Origin of the sequence: Nonomuraea fastidiosa (genome assembly GCF_042751225.1) — a bacterium.
Classification (GTDB): Bacteria; Actinomycetota; Actinomycetes; order Streptosporangiales; family Streptosporangiaceae; genus Nonomuraea; species Nonomuraea fastidiosa.
This window is the reverse complement of sequence record NZ_CP170570.1, coordinates 8,788,970-8,805,151: the sequence shown is the minus strand read 5'-3', so window position 1 is coordinate 8,805,151 and position 16,182 is coordinate 8,788,970. Positions and strand designations below refer to the sequence as shown.

The following is a 16,182-nucleotide window of genomic DNA, read 5'->3' as shown; positions in this document are numbered from 1 at the left end:
AACCATAGAAGTCGGGACGGTTCCTTGCCAAGGGTTACGGGCCCACTGAAACGAACGTAATCACCCCGGAACCTCCGGTTCATGCGGACGGTCCGAGCAGCACCCGGACGGCGCTAGGGTTTTCGAGATGCACATCGATGACTGGCTGCAGGCGATCCCCGCCGGCTGGCTGTACGCCACCGTCGCCCTCGTCATCGGCCTGGAGAGCCTCGGCATCCCGCTGCCCGGCGAGATCGTGCTGGTGAGCTCCGCCATCCTGGCCTCCAAGGGCGTCGTGCACCCGGCCTGGGTGGCGGCCTGCGCGGGCACCGGCGCCATCGTCGGCGACACGGCCGGCTACGCCATCGGCCGCAGAGGCGGCGCCGCCCTGTTCGCCCGGCTCGGCCGCCGCTTCCCCCGCCACTTCGGGCCCCGCCACATCAGCAAGGCCGAGCACTACTTCACCCGCTTCGGCATGTGGGCGGTCTTCTTCGGACGGTTCGTGGCGCTGCTGCGCATCCTGGCCGGGCCGCTCGCGGGGGCGCTGCGCATGCCGTACTGGCGCTTCGCCGTCGCCAACGTGCTCGGCGGCATCGTGTGGGCGGCCGGCACCACCACGGTCGTCTACTACCTCGGGCTGGTCGCCGAGAAGTGGCTCAAAGGTTTCTCCTGGGCAGGGCTCGGCGCGGCCGTCGTCATCGGCGTGTGCACCACGCTCTACCTGCGCCGCCGCGCCGCCTCAGCGCTCGATGAGGGTGACCTCTAGCGAGTAGTGGGAGGCCCGGTAGACGTGCGAGCCGTGCTCGACCGCCCGGCCCTGGTCGTCGTAGGTGGTGCGGACCATCGTCAGCAGCGGCGCGCCCCTGCGCTCCTGCAGCAGCCTGGCCTCGGCCTGCCCGGCGGCCCGCGCGCCGATGCGCTGGTTGGCCACCCGCATGCGCACGCCCGCGCCGCGCAGCAGCTCGTACAGGCCGCGGCTCTCCAGATCGGCCGCGGTGAGCTGGGCCAGGCCCAGCGGCAGCCAGTTGTGCAGCACCGCCAGCGGCTCGCCGGCCGCGAAGCGCAGCCGCTCCAGATAGAGGATCTGCGAGCCCGGCTCCACGCCCAGGATGGCGGCGATCTCCTCATCCACCGGGCGCGGCTCCAGCGCCAGCACCTGCGTGGCCGGCTCCTGGCCCGCCCTGCGCAGGTCGTCGTAGAGGCTGGTCAGCTCGACCGAGCGCTTGACCTGGCCGTGCACCACCTGCGTGCCGACGCCGCGCTTGCGCACCAGCAGGCCCTTGTCCACCAGATATTGGATGGCCTGGCGAATGGTGGGCCGCGACAGGCCGAGCTTGTCGGCCAGCAGGATCTCGTTGTCCAGCCGCGAGCCCGGGGGCAGGTCGCCACGCCGGATCGCCTCGGCGATCTGCTCGGCCACCTGGAAATACAGCGGCACGGGGCTTGACCGGTCGAGGTCGATGGCCAGGTTGGCGGTCATGCTGATCAGCTTAACCCAGGTCAGAATGTCCTGACAAATGAGTCAAGCTGTCGTGGCGGCCCGGTCAGGACCGCAGCAGCGGCGCCAGCCCGGCCAGCGAGGTGATCCTCGGGAACCCCTCGGGGCCGCCGCCGGCGTTCAGCCGGTCGAGCCAGACCGAGCGCATGCCCGTCGCGGCCGGGGCCGTCACGTCCTTGACGACGTCGTCGCCCACCAGCAGCACCTCCTGCGGCGCCAGCCCCAGAGCCGCCGCGGCCCGCGCGTACGCCTCCGGCTTCGGCTTGAAGCAGCCGGCCAGCACCTCGCCGGTCAGCACCGGGCCGACCTTGCCCTCCAGCCCGATCGCGCGGACCTTCGCCTCCTGCACGCGCTGCCCGCCGTTGGTCAGCACGCCGAGCGTGAACCCGGCGAGCTCCGCCACCGCGTCCGCCGCGTCGGGGAAGGCCCGCCAGGAACGCCGGTAGCGGACGACGAACTCCTCGTAGGCGGCGTCGAGATCGCCGGGGGCGGGCACGTCCAGCTCGGCGCAGAGCGCGGAGAGCCGCAGCCGCCGCTGCTCGTCCATGGTGCAGCGGCCCGCGTGCCACATCGCCAGGTACGGCTCCTCCAGCGCCGCCCACAACGCCGGCACCTCCGCCAGCCGCGGATGCCCGGGATAACGCTCGGCCGCCCAGGAGGCGATGGCCGCATCGGCCGCGCCGCGATGGTCCAGCAGCGTCCCGTCCAGGTCGAACAGCACGCCCTTGATCGCCGGCCCGGTCATGCGGCGGCGCTCGCGACGATCCTGGCCGCCGTCTCGCGCGGCGGGTAGCCCAGCGTCAGCCCGCGCACCGACAGCGCCGCCTGCGCGAAGCGCTCCTCGGCCGGCTCGGTCAGCACGTACGACAGCGCCGGCGACAGCGCGCGATGCTCCTCCAGCGCCGCCGCCTCCCGGTCGGCCAGGTCCTCCGGCAGCGCCTCGCGGTAGTCGGCGATCAGCGCGTCGAGGTCGAAGAGCTGCCCGTAGCGCTCGGAGGTGCCCGCCACCACGCGCACCAGGTCGCCCTCGGCCCGCGCCTGGTAGACCAGGTTCGTGCCGCCGCTCTTGGCGAACCAGCGCATCGCCTCGTCCACCGGCAGCGCGAACGCGCCGTACGGCTTGCGCCCGTACAGCAGGGCCTCGGCGATCCACCGGTCGCACCACAGCTCGTCGCGGTAGGGCGCGGGCGCGCCGGGATCGACGGCCATGCCCTGGGCCAGCACCGGGTTCCAGGCCGACACCATCGGGCTGGAGAAGCGCGGCATGCGGGGGCCGCGCCAGTGGCTCAGCGCGTAGCCGTACCAGACGGTCACCACCTCCATCTGGCGCTTGGGCAGCGGCCGCTCGTAGGTGCCGTTCATGATCTGGCCGCCGTCGGGGTGGCGCCACGGGCCCGGCGGGACGTCCGTCTCCGTGGGGACCGGGGGAGTCCGGTAGTCGGGATGGAGTGTCCAGGCGTCCGCCAACAGTCCCTGCCTTTCGGATCGGCGTATGCATTCGGTGTCGGGCCACTAGAGTGGCCATCGTGCATCACCCGTCACCCTGTTGCAATAGACCTGGTGTAAACGCTGATTTTTGTCATCGGTGGTTGTGACAGACGTATGCAGTTGAGCGTTGTGGCGGCCCGTCTCTCCGCGTTGCGCGTCGGGGCCGGGCTGTCGATGAAGTCCGCGGCCGACGCCGCCGGGCTCAACACCTCCACCATCTTCCGCATCGAGCACGGGCTGGTCGCGCCCCGCGAGGCCACCGTGCGCACGCTGCTGGAGCTGTACGGCGAGGGCGAGCACGTCTCCCGCGTGCTGTCGCTGCTGCGCGAGGAGCGCGCGCCCGGCTGGTACGACGCCCCCGGCGTGCCGCTGCGGCTGTCGGCGTTCCTGGAGCTGGAGGACCGGGCGCAGATCATCTACACCTACTGCCCCCACCAGATCCCGGCTCTGCTGCAGACCCCCGCCTACGCGCTGTCGGCCGCGCTCGCCGGGCTGCTGCCCGGCGCCACCTACGAGCAGGCCGCCGCCTGGGCCGGGCTGATCGCGGCCCGGCAGCGGCTGCTCGACCGGCAGCACGGGCCGCGCCTGTGGGCGGTCATCGACCGTACGGCGCTGCTCGACCCGCCGCTCAGCCGGCCCGAGGACCGCCGCGCCCAGCTCGACGCGCTCACCGCGGCCACCAAGCAGCAGCACATCGCGCTGCAGGTGGCCCGGCCGGTCGCCGAGAGCGGCTACCTCTACCAGGGGCCGCCGTTCACGCTGCTGCGCTTCGCCGAGCCCGACAGGCCCGACGCGCTGGTGCTGCACCTGCTGCACGCGCCGGTCGTCATCGAGGACCGGCGCCGGGTCGAGGAGCACCAGCAGGCGTTCGCCCGGCTGTCGCTGTCGGCGCTGCCGGTCGACGCGACCGCCGACGTGCTCGACGAGATCAGGAACGCCCTGCCCGGCTGATTCCAGGATCGACCCCGTTTCCGGGCGCGCGCCGCTCGCCCGGCCGTGGCTGCCCCGGCCCGGCCGGAAGGCGCGGTGGGGGCCCGGGGCGTGCGGGGCGGTCGTGAGGAACGGTCGGGGCCCGGCCGAAGGCGCGGTGGGGGCCTGGGTCGGCCGGTGCGGCCGTGGGGATCGGCCGGGGAGCGGTCAGCGGTGCTGGCGGTAGGAGCCGGCGGCCTGGACATGGTCGATCATGATGCGTTCGGCCGCCGCGCCGTCGCCGGACTCCAGCGCAGCCAGGATGCCCTCGTGCGCGTCGAGCTGCGCCCGCACCTGCGTCTCGTCCAGCCACAGCGACGCCTCGGCGGGCACGGGGAAGCTGTTGCGCACCGACCTGGCGTGCCCGCCGAGGAAGGCGGGCCCGCCGATGTCCACGATGCGCAGGTGGAAGCGCCGGCTCTGCTCGCCGAGCCGGTCGTTCCTGCCCTCGGCGGCGTCGCGTTCCATCGCGGCGTGCAGCTCGCGCAGCTCGGCCAGCTCATCGGCGGTGATCCTGGCCGCCGCGAGCCGCGCGCCCAGCCCTTCGACGACCGCGCGCAGCCCGTAGTACTCGGCCAGCGCCTCGTCGCCCAGGTCCACCACGGTCGCGCCGTGGTGCGGCTCGTAGCTGATCAGCCGGTCCTTCTCCAGCCTGCGCAGCGCCTCGCGCACCGGCGTGACCGACACCCCGAGCCGCTTGGCCACCTCCGCGGCCCTGACCGCGGTCCCTCCGGGGATCCGCGCCGAACGGATCTCCTCCAGCAGCACGGCGTAGACGTAGTCGGCCTTGCTCATCGGCGGCCGCGGCTCGGTGGCTGACATGTCCCCAAGTGTCTCGCAAAATGGTCACATGGTTGACCTATGACTTATTTCTTATAAGTTACATGCCCATGACGAGCCTCGACGACCTGCGGGTCATCGACGCGGCGACCCTGTTCGCCGGTCCCTCCGCCGCCATGATGCTCGGCGACTTCGGCGCCGACGTGATCAAGATCGAGCACCCGAAGCGGGGCGACCCCTCGCGCGGGCACGGCGCCTCGGTCGACGGCGTGGGCCTGTGGTGGAAGACCCTGTCGCGCAACAAGCGCACCGCCGCCGTCGACCTGTCGCGCCCCGAGGGGCAGGAGATCCTGCGCCGCCTCGTGGAACGCTCCGACGTGCTGATCGAGAACTTCCGTCCCGGCACGCTCGAACGCTGGAACCTCTCGCCCGACGACCTCCTCGAGCTCAATCCCCGGCTCATCGTCGCCAGGATGACCGGGTTCGGGCAGTTCGGTCCGATGGCCAAGCGGCCCGGCTTCGGCACCCTCGCCGAGGCCATGAGCGGCTTCGCCGCCATGACGGGACAGCCCGACGGGCCGCCCACCCTGCCGCCGCTCGCCCTGGCCGACGGCATCGCCGGCCTGGCCATGTCGTACGCGATCATGGTCGCGCTGCACGCCCGCGAGCGCACCGGGCGCGGCCAGGTCATCGACATGGCCATCATCGAGCCGATCCTGGGGCTGCTCGGGCCGCAGATGACCGCGTACAAGGCGCTCGGGGTCGTGCCGAAGCGCACCGGCAACCGCTCCAGCAGCAACGCCCCGCGCAACACCTACCGCACCCGCGACGGCCGCTGGCTGGCCATCTCCACCAGCGCCCAGCCCATCGCCGAGCGCGTGATGACCCTCGTCGGGCGGCCCGACCTGGTCGAGCAGCCGTGGTTCGCCACCGGGCACGGCCGGGTGCAGCACGTGGACGAGCTGGACGAGGCCGTCGCCTCCTGGATCGCCGAGCGCGACGCCGACGAGGTCATCGCCGCCTTCGAGGAGGTGCAGGCCGCCGTCGCCCCCATCTACGACGTCAGGGACATCGCCGAGGACCCCCAGTACGCCGCGCTCGGCACGTTCGTCGAGGTGCCGGACGAGGAGCTGGGCTCGCTCACCATGCAGAACGTGCTGTTCCGCCTGTCGGACACCCCCGGCGAGATCCGCTGGCCGGGCCGCCCGCTCGGCCACGACACCGACGAGGTGCTCGGCGAGCTCGACTACCCCGAAGACCGCATCGCGCGGCTGCGCGAGGACGGGGTGATCGCGTGAGCGCGCCCGCCCACCCGCCGGTGACCTGGCTGTACGTGCCGGGCGACCGCCCCGAGCGGTTCGGCAAGGCCGTCGCCTCCGGCGCGGACGTCGTCATCATCGACCTGGAGGACGCGGTCGCCCCGGCCCGCAAGGACGAGGCCAGGGAGAACGCCGTCGCCTACCTGCGCGAAAGGCCCGACGGCGGCGTGCTGCACGTGCGGGTCAACGACCCCGCCACCGCGCGCGGCCGCGACGACCTGGCCGCCGTCGCCGGCCTGGCCGACGCCGTGCGGCTGCCGAAGGTCGAGTCCACCGGCGTGCTCGACGCGCTGACCGGCGCGCCCGCGTACGCGCTGCTCGAATCCGCGGCCGGGATCGTCAACGCCCGAGAGATCGCCGCGCACCCGAGCGTGGCCGGCGTGGCGCTCGGCGAGCAGGACCTCGCCAGCGAGCTCGGCATCACCGACGAGCAGGCCATGAACCACCTGCGGCTACAGGTCGTGCTCGCCGCCGCCGCTGCCGGGCTGCCCCCGGTGCCGATGTCGGTCTACCCGGACGTCAAGGACGAGGCGGGCCTGCTCGCCTCCTGCCGGGCCGGACGCGCGATCGGCATGTTCGGCAGGACCGCCATCCACCCGCGCCAGATCCCCGCGATCAGGCGGGCCTTCCGCCCCGGCGAGGAGGAGACGGCCAGGGCCGCCGAGATCGTCGCCGCGGCCGAGCGGGCCGAGCAGGCCGGGCTCGGCGCGGTCGCGCTGCCCGACGGCCGCTTCGTGGACGCTCCCATCGTCGCCAGGGCCCGCCGCACGCTCGCGCTCGCCCGCCATCTCGCCGAGCCTCCCGCGCAGGCCCCGCCGACCGGCACCTGAACCCCCAGGCGCCGCACCACCCCACCCCCAACGCCCCTGGAGGACTTCACGCCATGGGAATCGCCGTATGGGCGCTCATCGCCTACATCGTCATCATCGTCGTCTGGAACGGCGTGCTGAAACGCAACATCGGTGAGGCGATGCTCATCGGATTCGCCGGCGTGTGCCTCTTCGGCGGCGGGCGCTTCTTCGAGCTGGCCTGGGCGGGCATCGCCGACGCCATGGCCGAGGAGGTCGTCTTCGCCGCCCTGGCGTTCGTCTTCATGGGCTACCTGCTGACCCGGCTCGGGCTCATCCAGGAGCAGGTCACGGTGCTCAACTCGGTGTTCGGCCGGCTGCGCGGCGGCGCGGGATACGTCTCGACCGCGGCCGCCGCGCTGCTCGGCGGCCCCTCGGGATCCGGCTCCGGCATCTCGGCCTCCGTCGGCTCGGTCACCATCCCCTGGATGATCCGCTCGAACTGGCGGCCCGACCTCGCCGCCTCGCTGGTCGCCGGCAACGCCGGGCTCGGCATCTCGATCCCGCCGAGCTCGTCGATGTTCCTGCTGCTCGGCTCGGCCGCCGTCGCGCCGGTGCTGAGCGCCGACCAGCTCTTCGTGCCCGCCCTCGTGGGCGGCCTGTGGACGGTGGCGCACCGGTTCGTGGTGGTGTTCCTGTGGGTGCGCAGGAACCGCATCGCCGCCACCGACGCCTCCGACATCCTCCCGCTGCGGGAGGCGCTGCGCGCCGGATGGGCCTCGCTGCTGGTCTACGCTGGCATCCTCATCCCGGTGCTGATGACGCTGGACTTCGGCAAGGCGCTGATGGAGTCGCGGGTCGGTGAGGCGGCCGACGGCATCAGCATCGTCGTGTGGATCCCGGTGCTGACCGTGCTGGCCACGTTCGCGGTGGCCTGGCGGCGGCTGCCGCGCACCGCGAGCGCCTGGAGCGAGCTGCTCGGCGAGATGGCGCCCCGCTACGCCGTCATCGGCGCCACCCTGTTCTTCGCCTTCGCCGCCGCGGCCGCCCTGGGCGAGCTGGGCCTGGTCGAGCAGCTCACCACGATCATGGAGGGCGTGGACGCGCCCGCCGTCGTCATCGCCGCCATCGTCGGCCTGCTGCTCGTCGTCATCGCCGCGCCGCTGACCGGCACCGCCACGATCGCCGCCGTCGGCGGCGTCGCCTTCAGCGCGCTCACCGCCGCGGGAGTCGCGCCCGCCGCCGCGGCCACCGCCATCCTCATCTTCGCCTCGACCGAGGGCGCGTCCCCGCCGGGAGCCGCCCCCATCTACATCGCCAGCGGCATCGCCCAGGTGGACCCGGCCAGGACGTTCGGCCGGCTCATCCTGTGGTTCGTCATCCCGACCCTGGTCATCGGCGTGCTCATCGCCACCGGCGTGCTGCCGATCTGAGAGGAGCCCCCGTCATGCGACAGCTCACCATGATCCTGTTCAAGATCGGCCTCGTGCTGTTCCTCGCGCTCGGCGTCGTGCTCGTGCTGGCGCAGGCCGTCGGCCTCATCGCCGGCAGCCCCGGCCTGGTGTCGGGCGCGGTCGCGGCGCTCGGCCTGCCCATGACCGTCGCGGCCGGGGTGACCGGCCTGCTCGGGTTCGTGATGTCGTACGTCTTCCACTGGAAGACCGGCGAGGACTGAACCGCGCCCCGCATGGACGGCGACGGCCTGGGTAGTCGTGCCGCCGAACACGCGGGGGAAGCATGAAGACGCAGCTGCGGAGCAGGAAGCGCGGCATGGACCGGGCCGTCATGCTGGCGAGGACGGCCGCATCGCCCAAGCCCGGCATGGGCGCGCGGGTCAAGAAGCGGGTCACGAAGGCCGTGACCCGGCCCAAGACAGTCCTGCTCGGCTCGGCGCTGCTGGCGGCGTTCCTCGCCGGCCGGGCCTCGCGCCGGCAGCGCAGGCCGGGTCACCTCATTCCGATATCCGGGGGCGCCGCCCGGGGATGAGCTTCGCGGCCAGCAGCGACAGGTTCTCGGCCGACTGGCCGAGGAAGTAGTACAGGCGCGGCGGCAGCAGCGGCAGCAGCCGCGAATGCCGCTCGTTGAGCAGCGCGACCATCTGCTTCGGCGGCAGGTCGATGTAGCGCGGCACGTTCTCGTACCAGCGGGAGCTGTTGCGCGCCGCCCGCTGCGAGACGCGGATCGCCGCGCGGCGCTCGCGCTCGTAGCGGGCCAGCGCGCGGCTCAGCTCGGGCTCGGCGTGCAGCGCCTCCACCAGGTACGCGGCGTCGCCCAGCGCCAGCGCGGTGCCCGCGCCGATGGAGTAGTGCGTGGTGTGCGCGGCGTCGCCGAGCAGCACCACGTTGTCGCGGTACCACCTGCGGTTGGTCAGCGTACGGAAGTTCAGCCAGCGCGCGCTGCCGCCGCCCTCCGTGCTGGTGAGCAGCGGGTGGCCGTCGAGCACCTCGGCGAACAGTTTCTCCAGCTGGGCCAGCCCGTCGGCCTCGCTCGCCGTGTCCAGCCCCAGGCCCCGCCAGGTGTCGGGGGCGCACTCGACGATGAACGTGCTGTGGCCGGGGTCGTAGCCGTAGCCGTACCCCCAGATCCAGCCGTGCGGCGTCTCGGTGAAGGCGAAGGTGAACGCGTCGAGCGCCTTGGTGGTGCCGAGCCACATGTACATGTTGCGGCCGACCGACACCTCGGTGCCGTAATGCCCGGCGTCCCGCTCGCGCAGCACGCTGTTGATGCCGTCGGCGGCCACCACCAGGTCGGCGTCAGGGAATTCCGCCTCGGCGGTGATCTCGCGCTCGTACTCGATGCGCACGCCGAGCTCCGTGGCCCGCGCGGCGAGGATGTCGAGCATGCGCTGCCGCCCGACGCCGAACCCCTCGTCGCCGTGCTCGACGACGACGGTCGCGCGGTCCTGCACGTGCACGACCCAGCTGTCCCACCGCACGGACGACTCGCCGATGGCGCGCGCGGACTCGGGATCGACCTCGTGCAGGTAGTCGAACAGCTCCTCCCAGTACGTCACCCCCCACCCGTAGGTGGCGCCGGCCGGGTAACGCTCGTAGACGGTGATCTCGTGGGAGGGGTCCACCCGCTTCATCAGGATGGAGAAATACAGGCTGGCGGGTCCGCCGCCGACGCAGGCGACCTTCACAACGAGCTCCTCACCGTACTAAACGTCACCATTCAGGTGCAGAGAGTAGCAAGAGGTGGGCGGTGTGGCCGGACGCCGCGCCGCCCACCAGGACGAACGCGTACCTTTTCTGGACCTTCCGCTTTTTTAGGTCAGGCGGTGACCGTGGCGCGCACGAGGCGGCACACGTCCGACGGGCGCAGCGCGTCGCCGCGCTGCCAGAGCGCCGGATCGACGCAGTCCGCCTGCCGCACGTGCTCGGCCACCTCCAGGCCATGCCGCTTGAGCAGGGCCGTCAGGTCGTCGGGGGCGAAGAACGACAGCCACGGCTCGCCGCGCTCGGCGGCCGCCCCGGCCGCGTGGCCGGCGTACGAGGCGCCGCGCGCGTCGCGCAGCTCGGGCGGCAGGGCGTACTCCATGACCAGCTCGCTGCCCGCGGGCAGGCGGCCGAGCGCGGCGAGGGTGGCGGCGACGGCCTCCTCGGTGAGGTACATGGTGACGCCGAGCCAGCTCACGAACGCGGGCTCGCCGTCGCTGAGCCCGGCCTCGCGCAGCGCCTGCGGCAGGTCGCCGGATTCGAAGTCGAGCGGCGCGAACGTCAGGCCGGACGGCTGATCGAGGCCCGCCGCGGCGATCAGCTCGCGCTTCCACCGCTGGGTGTCCGGGTGGTCCACCTCGATCACCCTGACGTCCGGCCGCGCCCGCCAGGCGTAGGTGTCGAGCCCCGCGCCCAGCAGCACGTGGTGGCGCACGCCCGCCTCGGCCGCCTCCGCCGCACGCCGCTCGATGTAGGCGCTGCGGGTGGTCACCTGGGCGCGGGTGCCCGCCAGGATGGGGTGCTCGCCGAAGCGGCGGTGGTAGCCGATCGGCTCGTCGGCCAGGGCGCCGAGCAGCCGGGCGGCCAGGGTGTCGCGGAAAAGGAACGGCTCGGCGTCCACGATGAGGTGGGCGGCGCGGGCGGCGGCGGCCATGAGCGCGGTCTGGCTTGGTTGCGCGTCTCGCATGTACGGTGCGTTCCTTTCAGGAAATGTTCGGGAACGCTGATGTTAAGCGCGCAAATCACCACTCCAAAACCATCATAGCAGCCTAAAATAAATTGTTTATTGTGTGCTTATTGCGGGCGAATAACGAATCCTTTCTGGTATTTGTCCGCCGCTGCGGTGATGCTCGGGGAGCGCGGGTCCGGGCGCGCGTGACGCGAGGGCCGCGTGACGCGAGGGCCGCGTGACGCGGGGCGCGAGGGCCGAGGGTACGCGTGCCGCGAGGGGTGCGGGCGCAAGGGGCGTGGGATGCGGAGTGGCTGTCGGGGTGATCGAAACCGGTGGGCCGTTCAAGGAGGGGCGCGGGGAGGTGCCGCGCCCGCGTTCCAGTGAGATGGGGTGCGGGGGCGCCCGCCGCGCCGGTCAGGCGCCGGAGCGGCGGGCGGCCCCTTGCCGGGGGTCAGGTGGTGCGGGTCAGGTCGAGGCGGACCCTGGCCAGCCAGGAGCCCCAGCCGTCCTCCGGGCGGCTGTCGCCGATCCGCAGGTAGAAGGTGTGGCCGTCGCCCAGCAGCTCGCCCAGGTCGAGCGTGCGAGGCGAGCGGTTGGACAGGTCGCGCACGTTCTCGCTCTCCCGGAGCACCGTCCGCCAGTTCTCGCCGTCGGTGGAGACGTCCACCAGGAACTGGTTGCCGATGTCCAGCGTGAGCGTGCCGCCGCGCACGTCGGACGGCGGCGCGAAGCGGTAGACGGCGTGGCTGTCGCCGTCGGTGAAGCGGGCCCGCCCGTCGAAGACCTCGCCGTCGAGCTGCGAGCCGTCCTCGTCGAGCAGCCACGGCTCCTCCGCCGCGGTGCCGGGCGTGAACTCCACGGTGTCGCCGATCACGATGACCGTCACCTGCTTCTCCGCGACGCCGAGGCCGGTGCCGGCGGTGGAGAAGCGTACGCGATGCGCGCCGGGCGCGGCCGAGGCCGGCACGTTCACCCGGAACGTCACCGTCTGTGACGCCCCCGAGGCGAGCGGCCCGAACGCCGCCGACGCGGGCTCGGCCGTCCAGCCTTCGGGCACGCCCGCGACGACCTGACCCTTGGCGGAGCCGCGGGAGTGGTTGGCCACGGTCACCGGCACGCTCACCTGCTCGCCGGGCCCGGCCACCGCCGGGGGAGCGGTCAGCGCGATCGGCGAGGTCGCGGGCGGCGCGGGCGCGAGCAGCTCGATCTCCGCCAGCGACCCGCCGCCGGTGAACCTGATCCGGTACTGCGCGTACGCGCCAGGCTTGGGAATCTTGAACGGCCGGGTCTGCAGCCGCCAGGCGAACCTCTCGCCCGACCGCTCGTCCAGCACCTTCCACCGGGTGCCGTCGTTCGACCCTTCGAGCACCCAGCCGGCCGGGTCGCCGGCCTCCTCGGCGCCGGAGGTCAGCGTGTAGAAGGCGGCCCGCCGCCGCTCGCCGAACGCGTACGTCACCGTCTCCGGCAGCGCCGCCCGGGTCGCGGAGTCGTCGTCGAACAGCGCGGCGACCTCGCCCGGCGCGTCGGCGGGCCGCGTCAGGTCGCCCAGCGGCTCGGGCACCCGGTCGCCACGGCTGATCGACGGCGGCGCGGCGTCCTTGCCGGTGCCCCAGCGCGACGGCCGCGGCCCCATCTCGAACTCCAGCTCGGCGCCCTTGGCGAGCAGGTCGTGCGGCAGGTACGTCTTGCCGTACGGCTTGCCGTCGACCTTCAGCCCCTGCACGTAGACGTTGCGCGCGCTGTTGTTGCGCGCCTTGATCACCAGCTTCCTGCCGTTCTCCAGGCGCAGCGTCGCCTTCTCGAACAGCGGCGAGCCGATCGCGTAGTACGGGCTGCCCATCTGCAGCGGGTAGAAGCCGAGCGCCGAGAACACCTGCCAGGCCGACATCTCGCCGTTGTCCTCGTCACCGGCGTAGCCCTGGCCGATCTCGCTGCCCAGGTACAGCCGCGAGAGCGCCTCGCGGACCTTGGCCTGCGTCTTCCACGGCTGGCCCGCGTAGGTGTACATGTACGGAATGTGGTGCGACGGCTGGTTGCTGTGCCCGTACTGGCCCATCCGCACGTCGCGGGCCTCGCGCATCTCGTGGATGACCCCGCTGTACGAGCCGGGGAACAGCGCCGTCTCCTGATCGGCGAAGAACGCGTCCAGCTTGGCCGCCAGCTCGTCCCTGCCGCCGTAGAGGGCGGCCAGGCCGGCGCTGTCCTGCGGCACGTGGAAGGCCATGTTCCAGCCGTTGGTCTCGGTGTAGTCGAAGCCCCAGACGCGCGGGTCGTACTCCTGCGGCGGGCGGCGGAAGGAGCCGTCGGCGTTGCGGCCCTGGAAGAAGCGGGTCGCCGGGTCGAACATGTGCACGTAGCCGAGCGCCCGGTTCCTGAAGTACTCGGCCTCCTCCAGGTAGCGGGCGCGCTCGGCGCCCTTGGCGCGGGCGGCCAGCGCCTCGGCCATGTTGGCGATGCCGAAGTCGTTGATGTAGCCGTCCAGCGCCCACGACAGGGCCTCGCCGGTCGACTGGATCGACGTGTAGCCGAGGAACGTCGAGGTGGACAGCCCCTTGCGGCCCACGTGGCGGGCCGGCGGCGTGACGGTGGCGTTCTTCACCGCCGCCTCGTACGCCTTCTTCGCGTCGAAGCCGGACACGCCCTTGAGGTAGGCGTCGGCGAAGGCGACGTCGGAGCTGGTGCCGACCATCGCGTCCGCGTAGCCGGGCGCGGACCAGCGGGCGATCCAGCCGCCGTCCCGGTACTGCTGCACGAACCCGTCCACCATCTCGCCCGCCGCCTTCGGCGTGAGCAGCGCGTACGCCGGCCAGGTGGTGCGGTAGGTGTCCCAGAAGCCGTTGTTGACGTACACCTTCCCGTCGGCCACCCGCGGCTCGGCCGGGATGTCGGTGGAGGTGGAGGACTGCACGGCGTGCCGGTAGACGGGCCGCTCGGCGGTGCCGGTGTTCTCGTGCGCGGAGTTCGGATACAGGAACAGCCGGTACAGGTTCGAGTAGAGCGTGACGAGCTGGTCCTCGCTCGCGCCCTCCACCTCGATGACGCCGAGCTTGGCGTCCCACGCCTTGCGGGCGCGCTCGCTGACCTTCTCCAGCGTGTCGGACGCGGAGATCTCCAGCTCCAGGTTCTTCCGCGCCTGCTCCACGCTGATCAGCGAGGACGCGATGCGCATGCTGACCTGGCGGCTCTTGCCCGCGTCGAAGGCGAGGTAGCCGAGCACGTTGTCGCGGCCCTGGCCGGTCAGCTTGCCGCCGCCGGTGACCGGGCGGTCGAAGACGGCGTAGAAGTACATGCGGGTCGCGCCGTTCGACGACTCGGTGCGCACGTCGGAGTGGCCGGTGACGACGCCGTTCTCGACGTCGAGGGTGAGGCCGCCGCGGTCGTCGACGTTGTCGAAGATCAGCTTGGCGGCGTCGCCGGGGAAGGTGAAGCGGGCCAGCGCGGCGTGGTCCGCGGGCGCGATCTCGGTCTTCAGCCCGTTCTCGAACGTGACCGCGTACAGGTGCGGGCTCGCCACCTCGCGCTCGTGGCGGAAGGGGAGCGCGCGGGCCGTGCGCGACGGGTCGGGCACCCCTTCGGCGGCCGACGGCATGAACTGGAACGTCTGCCGGTCGCCGATCCACGGGCTCGGCTCGTGACTGGCCGTGAACGCCTCGATCTCCGGCAGGTTGGCGGCGTTGTTGCCACGGTGGTACTCGTACAGCCAGCGGGTCGAGCCGGCGTCGGTCATCGGCGTCCAGAAGGTGAAGCCGTGCGGCACCGCCGTGGCCGGGAAGGTGTTGCCGCGCGAGAACCCGCCGGTGGAGTGGGTGCCGCGGGTGGTGACCACGTACTGCGACGGCGAGGTGCGGCGCTCGCCGCGCCCCTCGTACGGGCGGCGCTTGCGCTCGGAGACGATCCTGATGTCGTCCACCCAGCCGCGGAACCCGGCCTCACCCGCGGGCGTGTCGAAGGCCACCAGGATGCGCGTGATGCGCTTGCCCTTGGCCACCTCGCCGATCCTGGACCGCTTGTAGTTCCACTGGTCGGCGTAGAGGGTCTTCGACTCGCCCTGCGCGCGCGGGTCGAGCCGGACGCCGTGCTGGTCGGTCGCCTTCAGGTCGCTGAGGTAGGTGCCGTCTGCGAAGGCCAGGTCGATCGAGACGTACGTGCTGGGGTAGCGCAGGTCGGCGCCGGTGAACTCGGGGAAGACCACGTAGGACAGTTCGGTCGTGGCCGTGACCGGGATGTCCACGTCGAACACCTTGTTGGTGGCGTGCCCGCCGTTCTTGCGCGTGGTGCCGCCGGAGTAGCGCAGCGCGTGCAGGCCGGTGAAGCCGGCGCGCGGCTTGGCGGTGTGGCCGCGGGTGGGGCCGGTGCCGATCCGGCTGCGCATGTCGCTGGGCGGTGGCGCGCCCGTGCTGCCGTCGGACAGCTCCCACTCGGCGAGCTGCAGCGTCGAGCCGCCGCCGATGCGGGTGACGTTCAGCCGGTAGTGGGCGTAGGCGGTGGTGTTGGGGAAGCGGTACTCCTTGCGCTGGTGGCGGGCGGTGAACGTCTCGCCGGTGCGGGTGTCGAGCGTCGTCCAGGTCGTGCCGTCCTGCGAGCCCTGCAGCTCCCAGTCGCGCGGGTCGCGTTCGGGGGAGTCGTCGGCGGAGGTCAGCGCGTAGCGGGTGACCGCGACGGGCTCCGACAGCGCGTACGCGGCCCAGCCGGTGCCGGAGAAGACCAGCCACTTGGTGCCGGCGTCACTGTCGGCCAGGTTCTCGCGGACCTCGCCGCCTGAGGCGTTCTCGCCGCTGGAGGTCACCTGGGAGATCTTCTCGACGATGCTGCCTTCGATGATGCCGGGCATGGCGCCGGTGACGCCTCGGGACTTCTCGGAGGTGTCGGTCCAGGCCGGTGCGGGGTCGCCGGGTTCGAAGGAGCTGGCGAAGGCCGCGCCCTCGTCCTTGGCCAGGGCCTGGCCGTCCTGGGCGGCCCTGCGCTGCGCCTGCTCGGGCGGCGGCGGCTCGGACGGCGCGGGGGCGGGCGGCGGGCTGTAGGAGGGGCCGGGTGCGGGGGTGCCGGACGGTCCCGGGTTGGGAACGGGCTCGGGGCCCGCTGCTCCCGACGAGAGCGCGTACGCGGCCGGGGTGGCGATGAGGAGGGCGACGACGGGCGATAAGACCGCCGTGATGAGAGGGCGCTTCACGGGGGGTCACCTTTCTTGCGCGGGATCGCTTGACAACGTTGTCAGCCCCGATCACTAAGGAAAGTTTCAAGCGGTGAACGC

Annotated in this window: 14 protein-coding genes; 7 read left to right on the top strand and 7 right to left on the bottom strand. The window is 72.4% G+C overall.

Going from position 1 to position 16,182, the window contains the following annotated elements; genetic code table 11:
- Positions 1 to 127: 127 nt before the first annotated feature.
- Positions 128 to 745 (top strand): DedA family protein, encoded by a 618-nt coding sequence (locus ACFMQL_RS40630; RefSeq protein ID WP_364065301.1) that lies wholly within the window; start codon positions 128 to 130, stop codon positions 743 to 745.
- On the opposite strand, the gene ACFMQL_RS40625 is transcribed toward ACFMQL_RS40630, so the two are convergent.
- The 3 genes from ACFMQL_RS40625 to ACFMQL_RS40615 all read right to left on the bottom strand — a co-directional run bounded on the left by ACFMQL_RS40625 (position 719) and on the right by ACFMQL_RS40615 (position 2,944).
- Positions 719 to 1,459: a GntR family transcriptional regulator gene (locus ACFMQL_RS40625; RefSeq protein WP_364065298.1), complete on the bottom strand. Its 741-nt coding sequence runs from the start codon at positions 1,457 to 1,459 to the stop codon at positions 719 to 721. The genes ACFMQL_RS40630 and ACFMQL_RS40625 overlap by 27 nt on opposite strands.
- 64 nt (positions 1,460 to 1,523) lie before the next feature.
- A complete protein-coding gene (locus ACFMQL_RS40620) occupies positions 1,524 to 2,222 on the bottom strand; it encodes an HAD family hydrolase (RefSeq protein WP_364065295.1) in 699 nt (232 codons plus the stop codon).
- Positions 2,219 to 2,944, bottom strand: coding sequence for a hypothetical protein (locus tag ACFMQL_RS40615; RefSeq protein ID WP_364065292.1), 726 nt, complete (start codon positions 2,942 to 2,944; stop codon positions 2,219 to 2,221). The genes ACFMQL_RS40620 and ACFMQL_RS40615 overlap by 4 nt, the downstream gene beginning before the upstream one ends.
- Before the next feature lie 135 nt (positions 2,945 to 3,079).
- On the opposite strand from ACFMQL_RS40615, the gene ACFMQL_RS40610 reads away from it, so the two are divergent.
- A complete protein-coding gene (locus ACFMQL_RS40610; protein ID WP_364065289.1) occupies positions 3,080 to 3,916 on the top strand; it encodes a Scr1 family TA system antitoxin-like transcriptional regulator in 837 nt (278 codons plus the stop codon).
- Positions 3,917 to 4,102: 186 nt separating this feature from the next.
- Here ACFMQL_RS40610 and ACFMQL_RS40605 read toward each other — a convergent pair whose 3' ends face one another.
- Complete coding sequence (locus ACFMQL_RS40605) at positions 4,103 to 4,756, bottom strand: GntR family transcriptional regulator (RefSeq protein WP_364065286.1); 654 nt, start codon at positions 4,754 to 4,756, stop codon at positions 4,103 to 4,105.
- A gap of 68 nt (positions 4,757 to 4,824) precedes the next feature.
- Here ACFMQL_RS40605 and ACFMQL_RS40600 point away from each other — a divergent pair, with 68 nt between their 5' ends.
- From ACFMQL_RS40600 to ACFMQL_RS40580, 5 genes are all read left to right on the top strand, one after another.
- Positions 4,825 to 6,012 carry a CoA transferase gene (locus tag ACFMQL_RS40600; RefSeq protein WP_364065938.1) on the top strand — a complete coding sequence of 396 codons (1,188 nt, stop codon included), beginning with the start codon at positions 4,825 to 4,827 and terminating at the stop codon, positions 6,010 to 6,012.
- Entirely contained in the window at positions 6,009 to 6,863 is an 855-nt protein-coding gene (locus ACFMQL_RS40595; protein ID WP_378790056.1) for an HpcH/HpaI aldolase/citrate lyase family protein, read from the top strand. The genes ACFMQL_RS40600 and ACFMQL_RS40595 overlap by 4 nt, the downstream gene beginning before the upstream one ends.
- A 53-nt stretch (positions 6,864 to 6,916) precedes the next feature.
- Positions 6,917 to 8,254, top strand: coding sequence for a TRAP transporter large permease subunit (locus ACFMQL_RS40590; RefSeq protein ID WP_364065280.1), 1,338 nt, complete (start codon positions 6,917 to 6,919; stop codon positions 8,252 to 8,254).
- 14 nt (positions 8,255 to 8,268) lie between these two features.
- The gene (locus tag ACFMQL_RS40585) at positions 8,269 to 8,496 is read left to right on the top strand and encodes a hypothetical protein (RefSeq protein ID WP_364065277.1); all 228 of its coding nucleotides are present in this window, start codon (positions 8,269 to 8,271) and stop codon (positions 8,494 to 8,496) included.
- Between the two features lie 62 nt (positions 8,497 to 8,558).
- The gene (locus tag ACFMQL_RS40580; RefSeq protein WP_364065274.1) at positions 8,559 to 8,807 is read left to right on the top strand and encodes a hypothetical protein; all 249 of its coding nucleotides are present in this window, start codon (positions 8,559 to 8,561) and stop codon (positions 8,805 to 8,807) included.
- Here ACFMQL_RS40580 and ACFMQL_RS40575 read toward each other — a convergent pair.
- From ACFMQL_RS40575 to ACFMQL_RS40565, 3 genes are all read right to left on the bottom strand, one after another.
- Positions 8,773 to 9,963 carry an FAD-dependent monooxygenase gene (locus tag ACFMQL_RS40575; RefSeq protein ID WP_364065271.1) on the bottom strand — a complete coding sequence of 397 codons (1,191 nt, stop codon included), beginning with the start codon at positions 9,961 to 9,963 and terminating at the stop codon, positions 8,773 to 8,775. The two genes, ACFMQL_RS40580 and ACFMQL_RS40575, sit on opposite strands and share 35 nt — an antisense overlap.
- 131 nt (positions 9,964 to 10,094) lie before the next feature.
- Positions 10,095 to 10,946, bottom strand: a complete 852-nt coding sequence (locus ACFMQL_RS40570) for a class I SAM-dependent methyltransferase (protein ID WP_378790055.1) — start codon at positions 10,944 to 10,946, stop codon at positions 10,095 to 10,097.
- A 436-nt stretch (positions 10,947 to 11,382) separates the two neighbouring features.
- Positions 11,383 to 16,101 carry a GH92 family glycosyl hydrolase gene (locus ACFMQL_RS40565; RefSeq protein WP_378790054.1) on the bottom strand — a complete coding sequence of 1,573 codons (4,719 nt, stop codon included), beginning with the start codon at positions 16,099 to 16,101 and terminating at the stop codon, positions 11,383 to 11,385.
- Positions 16,102 to 16,182: the final 81 nt, after the last annotated feature.

Coding starts and splice junctions, on each gene's coding strand:
- ACFMQL_RS40585 (WP_364065277.1), top strand. CDS start 8,269: ATGCGACAGCTCACCATGATCCTGTTCAAGATCGGCCTCGTGCTGTTC.
- ACFMQL_RS40600 (WP_364065938.1), top strand. CDS start 4,825: ATGACGAGCCTCGACGACCTGCGGGTCATCGACGCGGCGACCCTGTTC.
- ACFMQL_RS40610 (WP_364065289.1), top strand. CDS start 3,080: ATGCAGTTGAGCGTTGTGGCGGCCCGTCTCTCCGCGTTGCGCGTCGGG.
- ACFMQL_RS40580 (WP_364065274.1), top strand. CDS start 8,559: ATGAAGACGCAGCTGCGGAGCAGGAAGCGCGGCATGGACCGGGCCGTC.
- ACFMQL_RS40630 (WP_364065301.1), top strand. CDS start 128: ATGCACATCGATGACTGGCTGCAGGCGATCCCCGCCGGCTGGCTGTAC.
- ACFMQL_RS40620 (WP_364065295.1), bottom strand. CDS start 2,222: ATGACCGGGCCGGCGATCAAGGGCGTGCTGTTCGACCTGGACGGGACG.
- ACFMQL_RS40605 (WP_364065286.1), bottom strand. CDS start 4,756: ATGTCAGCCACCGAGCCGCGGCCGCCGATGAGCAAGGCCGACTACGTC.
- ACFMQL_RS40570 (WP_378790055.1), bottom strand. CDS start 10,946: ATGCGAGACGCGCAACCAAGCCAGACCGCGCTCATGGCCGCCGCCGCC.
- ACFMQL_RS40590 (WP_364065280.1), top strand. CDS start 6,917: ATGGGAATCGCCGTATGGGCGCTCATCGCCTACATCGTCATCATCGTC.
- ACFMQL_RS40625 (WP_364065298.1), bottom strand. CDS start 1,459: ATGACCGCCAACCTGGCCATCGACCTCGACCGGTCAAGCCCCGTGCCG.